14 protein-coding genes are annotated in these 13833 nt (G+C 68.7%); 5 read left to right on the top strand and 9 right to left on the bottom strand.

The window, feature by feature from the left end; genetic code table 11:
* The first annotated feature begins 225 nt into the window (after nucleotides 1–225).
* Nucleotides 226–912 carry a ProQ/FinO family protein gene (locus tag OEJ37_RS08035; protein WP_263344152.1) on the top strand — a complete coding sequence of 229 codons (687 nt, stop codon included), beginning with the start codon at nucleotides 226–228 and terminating at the stop codon, nucleotides 910–912.
* Nucleotides 913–1409: 497 nt separating this feature from the next.
* Nucleotides 1410–2474, top strand: coding sequence for a DMT family transporter (locus OEJ37_RS08040; protein ID WP_175919881.1), 1065 nt, complete (start codon nucleotides 1410–1412; stop codon nucleotides 2472–2474).
* Between the two features lie 133 nt (nucleotides 2475–2607).
* On the opposite strand, the gene OEJ37_RS08045 is transcribed toward OEJ37_RS08040, so the two are convergent.
* The 8 genes from OEJ37_RS08045 to OEJ37_RS08080 all read right to left on the bottom strand — a co-directional run bounded on the left by OEJ37_RS08045 (nucleotide 2608) and on the right by OEJ37_RS08080 (nucleotide 9677).
* Entirely contained in the window at nucleotides 2608–2973 is a 366-nt protein-coding gene (locus tag OEJ37_RS08045) for a bleomycin resistance protein (protein ID WP_174419503.1), read from the bottom strand.
* Nucleotides 2974–3032: 59 nt separating this feature from the next.
* Nucleotides 3033–3635, bottom strand: coding sequence for a nitrogen fixation protein NifQ (locus OEJ37_RS08050; protein ID WP_263343902.1), 603 nt, complete (start codon nucleotides 3633–3635; stop codon nucleotides 3033–3035).
* Between the two features lie 87 nt (nucleotides 3636–3722).
* Nucleotides 3723–4148 carry a molybdopterin-binding protein gene (locus OEJ37_RS08055; protein WP_174419505.1) on the bottom strand — a complete coding sequence of 142 codons (426 nt, stop codon included), beginning with the start codon at nucleotides 4146–4148 and terminating at the stop codon, nucleotides 3723–3725.
* A gap of 189 nt (nucleotides 4149–4337) precedes the next feature.
* A complete protein-coding gene (locus tag OEJ37_RS08060) occupies nucleotides 4338–5837 on the bottom strand; it encodes an efflux transporter outer membrane subunit (protein WP_174419506.1) in 1500 nt (499 codons plus the stop codon).
* Nucleotides 5834–6829 (bottom strand): HlyD family secretion protein, encoded by a 996-nt coding sequence (locus tag OEJ37_RS08065; RefSeq protein WP_175919885.1) that lies wholly within the window; start codon nucleotides 6827–6829, stop codon nucleotides 5834–5836. Before OEJ37_RS08065 ends, OEJ37_RS08060 begins: the two co-directional genes overlap by 4 nt.
* 1 nt (nucleotide 6830) lies before the next feature.
* The gene (locus OEJ37_RS08070) at nucleotides 6831–7043 is read right to left on the bottom strand and encodes a DUF1656 domain-containing protein (RefSeq protein ID WP_011350409.1); all 213 of its coding nucleotides are present in this window, start codon (nucleotides 7041–7043) and stop codon (nucleotides 6831–6833) included.
* 34 nt (nucleotides 7044–7077) lie between these two features.
* Entirely contained in the window at nucleotides 7078–9210 is a 2133-nt protein-coding gene (locus OEJ37_RS08075; protein WP_263343905.1) for an FUSC family protein, read from the bottom strand.
* Entirely contained in the window at nucleotides 9207–9677 is a 471-nt protein-coding gene (locus OEJ37_RS08080) for a MarR family winged helix-turn-helix transcriptional regulator (RefSeq protein ID WP_174419509.1), read from the bottom strand. The genes OEJ37_RS08075 and OEJ37_RS08080 overlap by 4 nt, the downstream gene beginning before the upstream one ends.
* 326 nt (nucleotides 9678–10003) lie before the next feature.
* On the opposite strand from OEJ37_RS08080, the gene OEJ37_RS08085 reads away from it, so the two are divergent.
* The 3 genes from OEJ37_RS08085 to OEJ37_RS08095 all read left to right on the top strand — a co-directional run bounded on the left by OEJ37_RS08085 (nucleotide 10004) and on the right by OEJ37_RS08095 (nucleotide 11972).
* Nucleotides 10004–10864 carry a MaoC family dehydratase N-terminal domain-containing protein gene (locus tag OEJ37_RS08085; RefSeq protein WP_263343907.1) on the top strand — a complete coding sequence of 287 codons (861 nt, stop codon included), beginning with the start codon at nucleotides 10004–10006 and terminating at the stop codon, nucleotides 10862–10864.
* 299 nt (nucleotides 10865–11163) lie between these two features.
* Nucleotides 11164–11451, top strand: coding sequence for a DUF1330 domain-containing protein (locus OEJ37_RS08090; RefSeq protein ID WP_047904567.1), 288 nt, complete (start codon nucleotides 11164–11166; stop codon nucleotides 11449–11451).
* A 50-nt stretch (nucleotides 11452–11501) separates the two neighbouring features.
* Nucleotides 11502–11972: a hypothetical protein gene (locus OEJ37_RS08095; protein ID WP_263343909.1), complete on the top strand. Its 471-nt coding sequence runs from the start codon at nucleotides 11502–11504 to the stop codon at nucleotides 11970–11972.
* A gap of 40 nt (nucleotides 11973–12012) precedes the next feature.
* Here the strand turns inward: OEJ37_RS08095 and OEJ37_RS08100 are convergent, their stop codons facing one another.
* The gene (locus tag OEJ37_RS08100; protein WP_263343910.1) at nucleotides 12013–13713 is read right to left on the bottom strand and encodes a dihydroxyacetone kinase family protein; all 1701 of its coding nucleotides are present in this window, start codon (nucleotides 13711–13713) and stop codon (nucleotides 12013–12015) included.
* Nucleotides 13714–13833: the final 120 nt, after the last annotated feature.

Raw genomic sequence — 13833 nt, forward strand, 5'->3', positions numbered from 1 at the left:
AAATGCAGACCGGCGAGTCAGCCGGCCGTCGCGCGTACCGGTATACTTCCCTCCTGCCTTGTCCGGCATCGTGGCCGGGTGCCTGAAAACAGAGTGGCGTGCGCGATGCGGCCCCGTAGTGTTCCGCATCGGCGGCAGAGGGGTCGCACGCGTGGCGGCGAAGCTTGTTGCGCCGCGCGGAATGGCCGCACGAACCACACCTTATATTCCTGGTGGATTGAATTTATGGGTTTTGAACAACTTGCCGAACTGCGGGCGCAGCTCGCAGCGAAGGCCAAGCAGGAGCGCAACGCGAAGCGGCCGGCAGCGCCGACGGACGCCGGCGCAAAGTCGAAGTCCGGCGACCAGCCGGCCCGCGGGACCAAACCGGGTGCCGGCGCCAAAGCGCAGCACCGTGCGAAGCCTGCTTCGGCGAAGCCGTCGGCGCCGGTCGATCCGGTCATCGTTGCGATCGGCAAACTGCAGCGGAAGTTTCCGAGCGCGTTCCCGAAGAATCCGGCCCCCAAAGTACCGCTCAAGGTCGGCATCTGGGACGACCTCGCACGCGAGGCTCAGGCCGTCGGCCTCAACGAAGCCGAACTGCGCGAAGCGATGTCGACGTGGTGCCGCGGCAACCGTTACTGGTCGTGCCTTGTCGAAGATGCGGTGCGGGTCGATCTGCAGGGCAACGAAGCAGGGCGCGTGACGCATGATGACGCCGCGCGAGCACGTCGGCTGAAGGCGCGCCGCCCCGGCAAGGGTGCGGCGCAATCGGCCAAGGGCGCGCAGCAGCCGCCGAAGGCCGAGCAGCAGGCCGAGGCCGCCGCAGCAGCCCCGGAAACGGCGAACGCGGAAGCGCAGACCGACGCCGCGCCGCAGGTCGAGCAGCAGGTCGAGCAGCAGGTCGAGCAGCAAACGACCGGGAACGAGTAACACGCACTGCGCCGCCGTCGACTGCACGGTGCACCCGCATGCACGCCGCATGCGGCGAATCACACGACAGACTGACCTGCCTCGAGAGGGGCAGGTCAGGACTGCCTCCACCGGCGGTTGACCCGCCGGCACTCCCCTTCGAGGTCAGACCGATAACGCAACCGGACGAAGAAGTCCCGTCAATCGGCGCTGCATGCACGATGCTTCGGCTCTGAAGTTTGCGCATGGATAGTACGCATGCGTGATTGCAACGACACTTCAATAAAATAATTCGGTTTCCTAATATAGTGATATCGGAATCGTCGATCGGCATGCGAACGACGCCGCTCGGCCACCGTGACATGATGACGCGCGATAATCCCGGCTGGATCGTGAAACCACGCGCGGGTTGTTCAGCGCGCTGCGGCTTGCATTTCGAAAGGTGCGGGAGGCTTGCTCCGAGACGACACGACCCGAAGCCGCGACCACCGTTTTTCAACGTCAATTCAACCCGGATCATGAACCCGAGACATTCCGCGATTCTCGTCGCACTCACCGCAGCCGCGCTGTTCGGCGCCGCGACTCCGCTCGCCAAGGCGCTGATCGGCGCAATGTCGCCGTTCATGGTCGCCGGCCTGTTCTATCTCGGCAGCGGCGTCGGGCTCGGCATCGGGATCCTGCTGCGCGGGCTGCACAATCGTCGCGCACCGGCCGCGGCCGCCGCCGCGCCGCTGCAGCGCGCCGACCTGCCGTGGCTGGCCGGCGCGATCGCGGCGGGCGGCGTGGCCGGTCCGGCGTTGCTGATGCTCGGGTTGTCGAGCACGCCGGCGGCGACGAGCGCGCTGCTGCTCAATCTCGAAGGTGTGTTGACGGCCGTAATCGCGTGGGTCGTGTTTCGCGAAAACGTGGATACGCAGGTGTTTCTCGGGATGGTCGCGATCGTCGCGGGCGGCACGCTGCTGTCGTGGGCGCCGGGCCGGTCCGGCGTCCCGGTCGGCGCGCTGCTGATCGTCGGCGCATGCCTGTGCTGGGCGATCGACAACAACCTGACCCGCAAGGTCGCCGCGAACGACGCGATGGTCATCGCGTGTATGAAAGGATTGATCGCCGGACCCGTGAACATCGGCATCGCGCTGGCGACCGGAGCGACGCTGCCCGCCGTGCCGGTCACGGCTGCCGCGATGCTGACGGGGCTCGGCGGCTACGGGATCAGCCTCGTGCTCTTCGTCGTCGCGCTGCGTCATCTCGGCAGCGCGCGTACGGGCGCGTATTTTTCAATCGCGCCGCTGTTCGGCGTCGTGCTGTCGCTGCTGATCTGGCCCGCGCTGCCGCCCATGACGTTCTGGATCGCCGGCGCGCTGATGGCACTCGGCATCTGGCTGCACGTGCGCGAACGGCACGAACACACGCATGCGCACGAGCGGCTCGAGCACACGCACCGGCATCGACACGACGAACATCACCAGCATACGCACGACTTTCCGTACGACGGCAATGAACCGCACACGCATCCGCATGTGCATCTGCCGATCACGCATAGTCACGCACATTTCCCGGACATTCATCACCGGCATCGGCATTGACTGCGTCGTGAACGTTGGACGGCCAGGCCACACGCGATGCGGATCGCAAGGTGACCGTTTATGGGGTGTGCGTCGCATCGCGCGCCCGTGCATTTCCATTGCCGCTCGATCGCGGCAGCAACAGGAGGCGTGCCTAGCCTTCCGTCTGGATCAACCGGATCAGCGAACCGTCCGGATCGATCAGCGCGCCGACCGTCCCGCCCCACGCTTCGCGTGTCGGCCGGTGCGCACGCGGCCAGCCGGTCGCTTGCTCCGGGATGCCGGCGGCGAGCATGTCGTCAAAGAATGCGCCGACATCCGCGAGTCGGAAGCAGCAACTGAACCAACTCGTGGCCGGATCGAGTTCGGGATGCGGAAAGAATTCCAGCAACAGGTCGCCGCGTTTGAGGATCATCCAGCCGTCGTCGCGCCAGGCTTCGATGAACCCCAGTTTTTCGTAGAAGCGGGACGTGGTTTCGAAATCGCGCGACGGCAGGTTGGGGCTCGCAATGTCGGTCAAGGCGGTTTCTCCGGTTGGCGATGCGACGAAACGCGTGGGCAGCGCCGCCGCCGCGACGGCTATCGCGCGTGAGGGAAGCAGAAGCCGAAATCTTTGCAGCCCGGGCATCCGGGTGCGGGCCCAGGTGGCATGCTGAGCGATGCCGCCACTTCCTGTGCGAGGAATTTTTTCCAGCGCAGGTGAGCGACGTTGCGCGCGGCGAGCGCGGGGAAATAGCGATCGAGCATCGCGGATACCGCGTCGCGTCCGTCGAGCCCGAGGTCGCGCCACAGATGGTCGGGGCGCAGGCACGCATGCGCGATGATCGACGCGAGGCAGTCGGCGTCGTCGCGGGCGACGGCGGGATTCGCGTCGTCCATCAGCCGCGCGTGCAGCGTCGCGACGAATGCCGCGTGGGTGGATGGCAGCAGCGCGATCGCAACCGTCGACATGAGTGCGGCGGCATCGACGGAAGGCAGGTGCGGAAACTGCCGGGCAAGCAGCCGGGCCAGTTGACCATGAGACAGGCCGAGCAGCGCGAGTTCGTTGCGGCACGCGCGTGCCGCAACGAGGGCGCCGAACAGGCGTGCGTCGGGAGTGTTGGCGTTGGCCGCCGCGAGCAGCAGCGACTGCAGCGCCTGTTCATGCGAGGACGGGTCGGCGCGATCGAGTGCGGCGGTCATCGTGCGCACCCGCATGACGGCAGGGCGACACGATCCGCGCGAACGCGTGGCGCAAACCGGATCACGATCGCGGCGCCCGTCACGCGATTACTCGACGCCGACGATCACGCTCGATGCCTTGAAGATCGCGGACGCGGCGTTGCCGCTCGCGAGGCCCAGACGCTCGACGCTGTCGTTGGTGACGATCGCGACGATCTCGGCGCCGCTCGCGGCCTTGATCACGACTTCCGAATTGACCGCGCCCTTCGCGACCGACGATACGGTGCCCGCGACGCAGTTGCGAGCCGACACCTTGCTGCTGTCGACGTCGACCATCACGATGACCGACGATGCCTTGACGAGTGCGAACGCCTTCGAGCCGGCCGCGAGGCCCAGCGACGCCGCGCTGCCGTGGGTGATCACGGCGACGATGTCGAGGCCGTCCTGCGTGCGGAGCGTGATTTCGTCGTTGACGGCACCGGGTTTGACGGCGCTGACCTGGCCGGCGAAATGGTTGCGGGCGCTGGTTCGCATGATGACTCTCCGAATGGATGCCGCTGCCGGATCGGCAGCGGAAGATGAATGGAAGTGCGTCGGCCAGTTTACCGTCAACGCGGGCGTCCGTCGTCCTCCGGATGCTATGGCGCGAATCAGTAAAACCCGCTGGCACAGCGTGTTTCGCCAGGTTCGCGTTACGTATCGAAGGTGATCACGCTGCGGCGCTTATTCGCTGGCTGCGGGCGCCGCGGCTGCACGCGTGGTGGCGGGGCGGGCATCCTGTGCAGTTGCTGCGCTGTCGGGTTCCCACCCGCCACCAAGCGCGAGAAAGAGCCGCACCTGATCGGCCGCGACTTGTCCTTCAGCGGCCGCGACCTGCGCTTGCACGCTCGTCAGCGTGCGCGTCGCGTCGAGGTCGGAGAGGAACGACTCGCGGCCGGCCGCGTAGAGACGATGGGTTTCGTCGGCGGAATTGCGCGCCGATTCGTAAGCCGTGCGCAGTGCATCGGTGCGCTGCACGTCGGCAGCATAGGTCGCGAGGCTCGACTGCGTTTCGCGCAGCGCGTTCAGCACGACACCGTCGAAGTGCGCGAGCGCGCCGCCCGTCGCAGCCTCGGCTTCGCGTACACGCGCACGCTGGCCGTTGACGGGGAATGACCAGCTGATCAGCGGTCCGAACGACCAGCGATTGGTCGTGGACGAAAACAGGTCGGCGGCGAGGCCGACCGAGCCGGCCGACGCGCCGATGCTGATCGACGGGTACAGCGCGGCGGTCGCCACGCCGATTCGCGCGGTTGCGGCGGCGAGCTGCCGCTCGGCTTCGCGAACGTCGGGGCGGCGGCGCAGCAGCGCGGCGCCGTCGCCGATCGGAATCGGCTGGCGCAGCTTAGGCAGGCGTTCGCATTCGGCGACGGCCTTCGGCAGGTCGGCCGGCGAGCGCGCGAGCAGCGCGGCGAGCTGGTATTGCGCGACCTTGCGGCGGCCTTCGAAGCGCGGGATGTCTGCGGCGAGCGTGCGCACCTGCGTCACGCCGCGCGTCACGTCGGTCTGGTTGCCGCGCCCGGCATCGCGCAACCGCTGCGACAGTGCCACGCGCTGTTTCTGCAGTGCGAGCGACTGCTTCGCGATCGCCAGCTCGTCGCCGGCCGAGCACGATTCGACGTACGCGCGCACGACGTCGGCGACGACCGTGATGCGCGCCAGGTCACCGGCCGCCCTGACGGCCTCGCTGTCCGCGCGCGCGGCTTCGACGCCGCGCCGCAGCTTGCCGAACAGGTCGATCTCGTACGACACGTTGATGCCGACCGCACCTTCGTTGACGACCGGCAGCTTGTTTTCGAGCAGGTACTGTTCAGCCGATTCCTGCGCGCGTTGCACGCCCGCCTCCGCGCCGCCGGAGAACCCACCCTGTTCGTTCGCGACTTCCAGGGCCGCACGCGAGCGCGCGAGGTTGGCCGCGGCGACGCGCAGGTCGGTGTTCGATTTCAGCGCGCTGCGCACGAGCTCGTCGAGCACGGGATCGTCGTATAGCTGCCACCAGTTGCCGGGCACGGCGTCACGCGACACGAGCGTGCCGTTCGCGTCGTCGAGCGCATGGTTCGCGAGCGGTGCATTCACATAGGCCTGCTGCGGCAGCTTGTAATCGGGGCCGACGGACTTGCACGCGCCGAGTGCGAGCGCGAGCGGCGCGAGCGCCGCCGCGAGGCGCAGACCGTGCCGTTTCATTGCGATGCCCCCGCCGAGTTTGCTGCCGCACCGGAAGCCGTCGATACCGGCGCGACTGCCGACGTCGCGCCGGCGGTTGCCGCCGACGCGCCGGCAGCCGGCTTCGCGTTGTCGCGTCGACGTGTGTCGGATTCGCGCATCGAAACCGTCGCGGTGCGGCCCGCGATCATCCGGAAGTCGTCGGGCACCTCGTCGAGCACGACGCGCACCGGCACGCGCTGCGCCAGCCGCACCCAGCTGAATGCCGGGTTCACGTTCGGCAGCAGGTTCGCACCCTGCGTGCGGTCGCGATCCTCGATCGCGGCGACGATGCTCTGCACGTGCCCGCGCAGCGCATGCGGCTCGCCCATCACGACGATGTCGACCGGCTGGCCGATATGAATGCCGCGCAGCTTGGTTTCCTCGAAGTAGCCGTCGACGCGGAACGAATTGCGGTCGACGACCGACAGCACCGCGCGGCCGGCCGGTACGTATTCGCCGACGCGCGGCGCGCGGTCGTTCAGGTAGCCGTCGACCGGGCTCGCGATCGTCGTGCGCTGCAGGTTCAGCTTCGCGGTGTCGAGCGACACCTGCGCATCGGCGACGGCGGCCTCGCCCTGTTCGACGCGCGTGCGGCTTTCCTCGACCTGTTCGCTTGCGACGAGGTTGCCGAGCTGCAGGTTGCGCGCGTATTCGCGCTTCGCCTGTGCGAGCGTCGCGCGGCGCTGCGCGAGCGTCGCTTCGGCGAGCCGCTCCGCGAGCGTGTAGCGGGCCTGGTCGATCACGAACAGCACCTGGCCGCGTTTGACCTCCTGGTTGTCGGCGACCTGCACCGACGTGATGAGGCCCGACACGTCCGGCGCGACCTGGATCACGTCGGCGCGCACGTGCCCGTCGCGCGTCCACGGCGAGAACATGTAGTAGTTGATGATTCGCCACAGCACGAGGCCGGCCACGACGACGACGATCAGGGTGAGCAGGATTTGCCCTGCCGAGAGCCAGGATTTTTTCACGTTAGGTAGCCACGAGATGGTGGGAAACGATCACGACGGCGGCAAACACGAACACGTAGATGCCGAGGTCGAAGATCGAACGGTGCCAGACGAGGCGGTAGAAGCCGACGCGCTCGAGCACCGCGCGCACGACGATGTTGATCAGGTAGGCGATCAGCATCAGCACGAGCGGGGCCGGTACGAATACGCCGAAGATGTCGATTTCGCCGATCATGGTCGCGCTCGGAAAGACAGGTTGGAAAGCCGGATCATGCGCGTGCTCCGTCCGGCGCCTGCGGCGCCTGCGCGGCCGCGGCCGGATACAGCGACAGGCGCAGGCCGACGAGCGCGTGCAGCGTGTCGTGCAGCCGGCGGTGAGTGGCGGGCGTGGCCGGCGCCGCGGGCGCCGTGCCGCCGTCGGCCGGCGCGGTGCCCCGCAGGTTGCGGCCGGCCACGCGGTGCAGCGCATCGTCGATCGACGCGAGCAGCGCCGGCGGCGCGGGCTGGCGCGCGTTCGCGGCCGCGCAGCGCGCATAGTGGTCGGTGACGCCGGCGAGCACGCGGTCGATCGCGTCGGGCACGTCGCCCGACAGCCGGCGGCGCGAACGGCGCAGGTCGAGCGCGTTCAGCGCGATGCGCAGGTCGCGGAAGCTTTCGATCGACGGGTGACGGTGGTCGTCGGATGCGCCGAGACGCGGCAGCAGTTGCGTGACGCGATCGAGCATCCGAGATGCGTGGTTGCGCTGGTCGTCGAGCGGCTGTGTCGATGCGGAGCGCACGACGTCTTCCCAGCCCGAGCGCAGCAGGCGCCGCACCGCGAGTTCCGCGCCGAACGGCCGCGTCGCGCGTGTCCACAGGTACGCGAACAACAGCCCGGCAACGCCGGCGAGATTGCTGTTCAGGAACACGAAGAAGTCGGCTTCGTAGGCGCTCTGGATGCTGATGAAGGTTGCCGTATTCACCGCGACGAGCATCGTCACCATGTTGAACTGCGGGCGCGGCAGCAGCGTGCCGATCAGGATGAACGGGCCCGCGAACATCAGCACGAGCATCGCGAAGTCGTGCACGTGCGGCAGCACGACGAACAGGTACAGGCCCGCGAACACGACGCTCGCGGCCGTCGACAGGAAAAACTTGAACACCAGCGGCGCGGGTTCGTCGAGCGCGGCGAAGAAGCTGCACGACACGGCCACGAGCGTGACGGCGGCCGCGCCGTCGTGCCAGCCGGACGAGATCCACAGCCAGCACGCGAACACGATCGCGAGCACGACGGTCAGCGTGGAGAACAGCATCATCCCGCGATCGAAGAAGCGCTCGGTGCCGCCGAGCCGCCAGTGCCGGTAGCGTGGCTGCCAGACGCCCGACTCGTTCGCGATCAGCGCGCGCAGCGAGCGGCAGTCCTGCCAGATGTCGATGACCTGGCGCAGCCGCCACAGCGCATTCGACAGCAGCGCGCCGTCCCAGCTCGTCAGCGCGCCGTCGGCGGGCTGCAGCGCGGCGATGCGCTCGCGCAGATCATCCGCGACCGGATCGTGGGCCATGTCGCCGTCGGTGCCGGATTTCACGGCCGGCAGCGGCGCGTCGAACCACTTCGCGGCGTCGGCCAGCAGCGCGTCGAGCGCGGGCGGGCGTACGTGCAGGTCGCGCATCAGCGCGATCAGCGGATCGGCGAGCGCCGACATCAGCGGCAGGAACAGCTGCATCCGGCCCGCGAGCGCCTGCGCCCGCGCGAGGATGCTCGGATGCGCATGGTCGTAACCCAACTGGCTCAGCAGGAATTCGAGGCCGGTGATCGTCATCGCGAGGCGCTGCCGGCACGCGGACAGCGCCTTGCCGGCGATATGCCCGGACAGCGTCTCGCGACCGTAGAACGCGGCGTCCTTGAACCATGCGTCGGTGCGCTCGATCAGTGTCGGCGCGAGCCGGTTCGGGAACACGGCGCCGCCGACCACGCTCGCGCACACGATGCCGAGCACGATTTCCTCGGTGCGCGCGATCGCGACGTCGAATACCGTGGACGGGTCGGTCACGGTCGGCAGCGCGATCAGCGGCATCGTATAACCGGCGAGCATGAACACATAGCTGCGCGCGGTGCGGTCGGAGATCGCGAGGTAGAGCAGCGTGCCGCACCACGTCGCGACGATGATGCTGAACAGGATCGGCGTTTCGACGAACGGCGGCACGAAGAAGATCGCGGCGGCCGCGCCGAGCGCGGTGCCGAGCGCGCGATACAGCGCCTTCGAGCGGGTTGCGCCGACGAACGGGTTCGACACGATGTAGACGCTCGCCATCGCCCAGTACGGCCGCGGCAGCTGGAAATACAGGCCGAGGTACAGCGCCAGCATCGACGCGGCGAACGTCTTGCCCGAGAACAGCCAGTCGCGAAGGCTCGGATAGGTCATGACGCGGAGTCGGCAGGGAGCGGCGCGGGCTGCGCCGCGTCGGACGCGTTGAATGCGTTCAGCACGCGCAGCGTCGTTTCGAGGTCGGCGCGCGTGATGCCCTTGAGCACCTGTGCGCGCAGCACGCGTAGGTCTTCCTCCATCTTCGCGGTGACCGCGCGGCCGGCGGCCGTCAGCGAGATCGTTTTCGCGCGGCGGTCGTGCGGATCCTCGTCGCGGCGCGCGAGGCCGGCCGCGCACAGCTGATCGAGCAGGCGCACGAGCGACGGCCCCTCGATGCCGACAATCTCGGCGAGCGTGCCCTGCCGTACGCCTTCGCCGAGGCGGCCGGCGATCAACAGCGGCGTCGCGCAGGCTTCGGACACGTTGTACGCGGTCAGCACGCCGTCGCTGGTGCGGCGCCATTTGCGCGCGGACAGCACGAGCAGGCTGCTGACGGCGAGTCGGAGGTCGTGCAGATTGGTCATGGGCGAGATGATAGGGGCAAAAACATTCGATAGCAAACTATCGTATTTTTGTCACCCGCGTGTCATGTCGCGCGTGGTTCGGCCGGCCCGTTTGAAGCAATTTAGGCGGCGTGTCGGCGATGGTCAAGCTGTAAGGTTGGTGTCCGGGAGGCGTGCGCGGTAGGTGCGGCGACTATATTGAATAGTCGGACGAGATTCGTCAGGCAGGGCCGCAGGGCCGCGCGTCAGGAAAATGCGGAGCGAGGGTTCGGGAAAGCCGACTTCGCGAAACGGCGCGCGGCGTGCATATTGGTAGGGTCATTGCAATCACATCGGAGACTTCGCACGTGTCGACCTCATCCTCCCAGCCTGCCGCCGCGCCGTCGATCGACGCGTGGCTCGGCAAGACCGAAACGCTCGGCGACGACATCACCGCGTTCCCGCTGAACGCACTGGCCGCCACGCTCAACCGCGCGTCGCCCGGCGACGTCGTGCCGCCGCTGTGGCACTGGCTCTACTTCCTGCCCGTCGTGCCGATGTCGGAAGTCGGCCCCGACGGCCACCCAAAGCGCGGCGGCTTCCTGCCGCCGGTGCCGTTGCCGAACCGCATGTGGGCCGGCGGCCGCCTGACGTTCCATGCGCCGCTGCGCGCGGGGCGCCGCGCGACGCGCGAATCGACGATCGCGAACCTCGAGGACAAGACGGGCCGCAGCGGCCGGCTCGTATTCGTGACGGTGCAGCATCGGATCGAGTGCGACGGCGAGCTGTGCGTCGAGGAGGAGCACGACATCGTCTATCGCGACGCGTCGCAGCCGGGCGCGAGCGCACCGAAGCCGGTCGCGGCGCCCGCAGGCGAAACGTGGTCGCGCATCGTCACCGCCGACGCCGTGATGCTGTTCCGCTATTCGGCTTTGACCTTCAACGGTCACCGCATCCACTACGACCGCAGCTATGTGACGCAGGAGGAAGGTTATCCGGGGCTCGTCGTGCACGGCCCACTGATCGCGACGCTGCTCGTCGATCTCGTGCACCGCGAACGGCCCGATGCGACGCTCGCGAGCTTCGCGTTCCGCGCGGTGTGCCCGACCTTCGACGGGCAGCCGTTCACGCTGTGCGGCAAGCCGTCGGACGACGGCCGGACGATCGAGCTGTGGGCGAAGGATCGCGACGGCTGGTTGACGATGCAGGCCACCGCGGCGCTTGCCTAGCGCACGCGTCGCGTTTCCTTTCATTCATCGGCGACCGCTACGCGATCAACGGGCAGAAGGTGCGGGGTGCGGCATTCGGACCTGATGATCCTGCTGCTCGCGATGATTGCGGCGCGCGAAGCGGTCGTCGCGCACCTCGATGCCGCGCGGCGCATCCTGCGCGGGTAGGCGGCCCGCGCCATTCGCCGGCGGGCATCTATAATCCGCACAACCGGCCGCACGGCCGGGGCGGCGCATGCAGCCGGCGGAACGGCGACCTGCGTCCGATCTCCCAACCATCGCACAAAGGGGTATGCATCTTGGCAACCTACATCGTGTTTACTCGGGAAAGCACGCAGGACCAGCACGAACTCGACGTCTACGGGAGCAAGGTCGGCGCGACGCTTGCCGGTCATCCGGTCAAGGTGCTCGCCGCCTACGGCCCGCAGGAAACGCTGGAAGGTGAAGGGCCGGAGGGTGTCGTGATCGTCGAGTTTCCGTCGAAGGAAGCCGCGCACGCGTGGTACCACGGCCCCGAATACCAGGCCGTCGTCCAGCACCGCTTCAAGGGCGCGCGCTATCGCGCGGTGCTGGTCGAGGGCGTTTGAACGCAACGCTTCGGGCGCTTCCTTCAACGCGATGCAATGCCTGACGCATCATGAACACGACGACTTCGTCCCCTGACTCCGTCCGCCCGCCGATGGGTCGCGCCGCCACGTCGCTCTTGGCGATCAGCGTGCTGTTCTATCTCGTCGCGATGGTCACCGCACCGTTCCGTACGGGTGCGCCGGATCCGCATCCGTGGGCCGACGGCTGGCAGGTGCTGCTGACGGGCTGGATGGGCGTGTTCTTCGGCATCTACGCGTGGCTCGCGAACCCGCTCGTGTTCGCGGCCTGGTTGCTGACGACGAAGCGCCTGCGCGCGCAGGCGGTCGTGCTGGCCGTGCTTGCGCTGCTGCTCGGATCGAGCTTCCTGTCGCAGCATCGGATCGTCGTCAACGAAGGCGGCGGGGTCGAGCCGGTTCATCTCGATGCGATCGGCTATTGGTGCTGGCTCGCGAGTTTCGGCGCGGCGCTGGTCGGCGCCGCGTTGTTGCCCGGGCGGACGAAGGCGCGCGGGACAGGTTGATGCGCGCGGCGCGGCTGGCCCGCGTCGCGCGAACCACCGCTTATCGCACGTGCGGTTGCAGAGCGCGCACCCAGTACGACACCGCAACCGCGCCCCCATCCGGCGTGCCGATCGCACGCTCGCCGAGATAGCTCGCACGCCCCGCGCGCGGCGTCATGCGTGCCGTTTGCTGCGCGCCGTGTTCGGCGGCCTCGACGGCTGCCGCCCATGCGCTCGCGGGATCGCGATCGCCGTCGAGCGCACGGTCGAACGCATCGGCAGCCGGCACCAGCGCGTCGAGCATCGTCCGGTCGCCGGCGTGCGCGCCGCCGAGTTCGCTGATCGAATCCACTGCGTTTCGGAACGCCGCGGCCCAGTCGCGCGCCGACGGCTCCGCGATATCGGCCAGCCGGCGCGACGCGCGCAGCAGCGCGGTTGCATAGAACGGCCCCGAACTGCCTGCAATTGCACGGCGCAAGGCAGCGCCGAGCGCCGCGAGCGTACCGGCCGGCGTACCGTACGCGGTTTCCGGCAAATCGAGAATCGCGCGCGCGGCGCGCAGCATGCTCGCGCCGAGATCGCCGTCGCCGGCCGCCGCATCGAGGTCGGTCAGCGTCTGCTCGTGATCGATCAGCGTCTGCGCGACCGCGTGCAGCGCCGGCTGCAGGCGCGCGGCCCACGCGCGGCCGGCCGCATCGAGCGGCGGCAGCGGCGCGTCGTGCGAGTCGGCCGCGGCCACGCGGATGTGCGTATTCACGGTGCCGCCGCCCGGCCATGCACGCGCCTGCGTCGGCGCGTCGAGCAGCGCCGCGCGTTCTTCGTTCAGCCGCAGCACCGAGATCGAGCAGCCGGGCATGTTCAGCGCCGACAGGAACGTGCCGGCCCACGCGCGCGCGACGACGATGCCGCGCCGGCTCAGGTTGTCGTACGCGGCGCGCAGCACGATCGCGAGTTCCATGTCCGGCGTCGCGCCGAGACCGTTGACGAACAGCGCGACGCGTTCGCCGCTGTCGAGCACGAGATCGGCGACGATGCTCGACAGCAGCGTGTCGACCAGCGCGTCCGCGGGCAGCGGCGCGCGGCGTTCGACGCCTTTCTCGCCGTGGATGCCGAGGCCGAGCTCGATTTCGTGGTCGGCGAGGCTGAAGCCCGACTTGTCGGCGCCCGGGATCGTGCAGCCGTCGAGCGCGACGCCCATCGTGCCGAGTTCGGCCGCCGCGTCGCGCGCGATCGCCGCGACGCGGGCCAGCGGCAGCCCGCGCGCGGCGGCCGCGCCGGCGAGCTTGTGGATCAGCACGGTGCCGGCAATCCCGCGCCGCTGGCCGCGCTCGACACGGCCGCGCAGCGACACGTCGTCGGCGACGATGACGGTCTCGACCGGAATGCCTTCCGCGCGCGCGAGCTCGGCGGCGAGCCCGAAATTGAGCCGGTCGCCCGTGTAGTTCTTTACGATCAGCAGCGCGCCGTTCGGGCCGGCGCTCGCGCGGATCGCGGCGAGCACGGCGTCGGTGGACGGCGACGTGAACACTTCGCCGCACACGGCCGCGCTCAGCATCCCTTCGCCGACGTAGCCGCCGTGCGCGGGCTCGTGGCCGCTGCCGCCGCCGGAGAGGATCGCGACGGGCCGCTGCGACGGCTCGGGCAGTGGCTGGCGGACGAGCACGAGCTCGTCGCCGAGGATCGCGAGATGCGGCGACTGCCGTGCGATGCCTTCCAGCATTTCTCGCACGACATCGGACGGGCGGTTCACAAGCTTTTTCATGGCGACGGTTCCTGACGGGTGAACGGGGCTCGGTCGGGCCCGCGTGGGCGCCGGACGGCTTTCGTGTTGCGGATGATCGTGCGGGCGCCCTGTCGCGGGCATGGCCGGCATCGCCGGCCG

Origin of the sequence: Burkholderia sp. BKH01 (genome assembly GCF_025685725.1) — a bacterium.
GTDB classification, from domain to species: Bacteria; Pseudomonadota; Gammaproteobacteria; order Burkholderiales; family Burkholderiaceae; genus Burkholderia; species Burkholderia pyrrocinia_C.

What these genes read in the sequence shown, in the direction of transcription:
- OEJ37_RS08035 (WP_263344152.1), top strand. Translation starts at nt 226, where the DNA reads ATGGGTTTTGAACAACTTGCCGAACTGCGGGCGCAGCTCGCAGCGAAG.
- OEJ37_RS08040 (WP_175919881.1), top strand. Translation starts at nt 1,410, where the DNA reads ATGAACCCGAGACATTCCGCGATTCTCGTCGCACTCACCGCAGCCGCG.
- OEJ37_RS08050 (WP_263343902.1), bottom strand. Translation starts at nt 3,635, where the DNA reads ATGACCGCCGCACTCGATCGCGCCGACCCGTCCTCGCATGAACAGGCG.
- OEJ37_RS08055 (WP_174419505.1), bottom strand. Translation starts at nt 4,148, where the DNA reads ATGCGAACCAGCGCCCGCAACCATTTCGCCGGCCAGGTCAGCGCCGTC.
- OEJ37_RS08060 (WP_174419506.1), bottom strand. Translation starts at nt 5,837, where the DNA reads ATGAAACGGCACGGTCTGCGCCTCGCGGCGGCGCTCGCGCCGCTCGCG.
- OEJ37_RS08070 (WP_011350409.1), bottom strand. Translation starts at nt 7,043, where the DNA reads ATGATCGGCGAAATCGACATCTTCGGCGTATTCGTACCGGCCCCGCTC.
- OEJ37_RS08075 (WP_263343905.1), bottom strand. Translation starts at nt 9,210, where the DNA reads ATGACCTATCCGAGCCTTCGCGACTGGCTGTTCTCGGGCAAGACGTTC.
- OEJ37_RS08080 (WP_174419509.1), bottom strand. Translation starts at nt 9,677, where the DNA reads ATGACCAATCTGCACGACCTCCGACTCGCCGTCAGCAGCCTGCTCGTG.
- OEJ37_RS08095 (WP_263343909.1), top strand. Translation starts at nt 11,502, where the DNA reads ATGAACACGACGACTTCGTCCCCTGACTCCGTCCGCCCGCCGATGGGT.
- OEJ37_RS08100 (WP_263343910.1), bottom strand. Translation starts at nt 13,713, where the DNA reads ATGAAAAAGCTTGTGAACCGCCCGTCCGATGTCGTGCGAGAAATGCTG.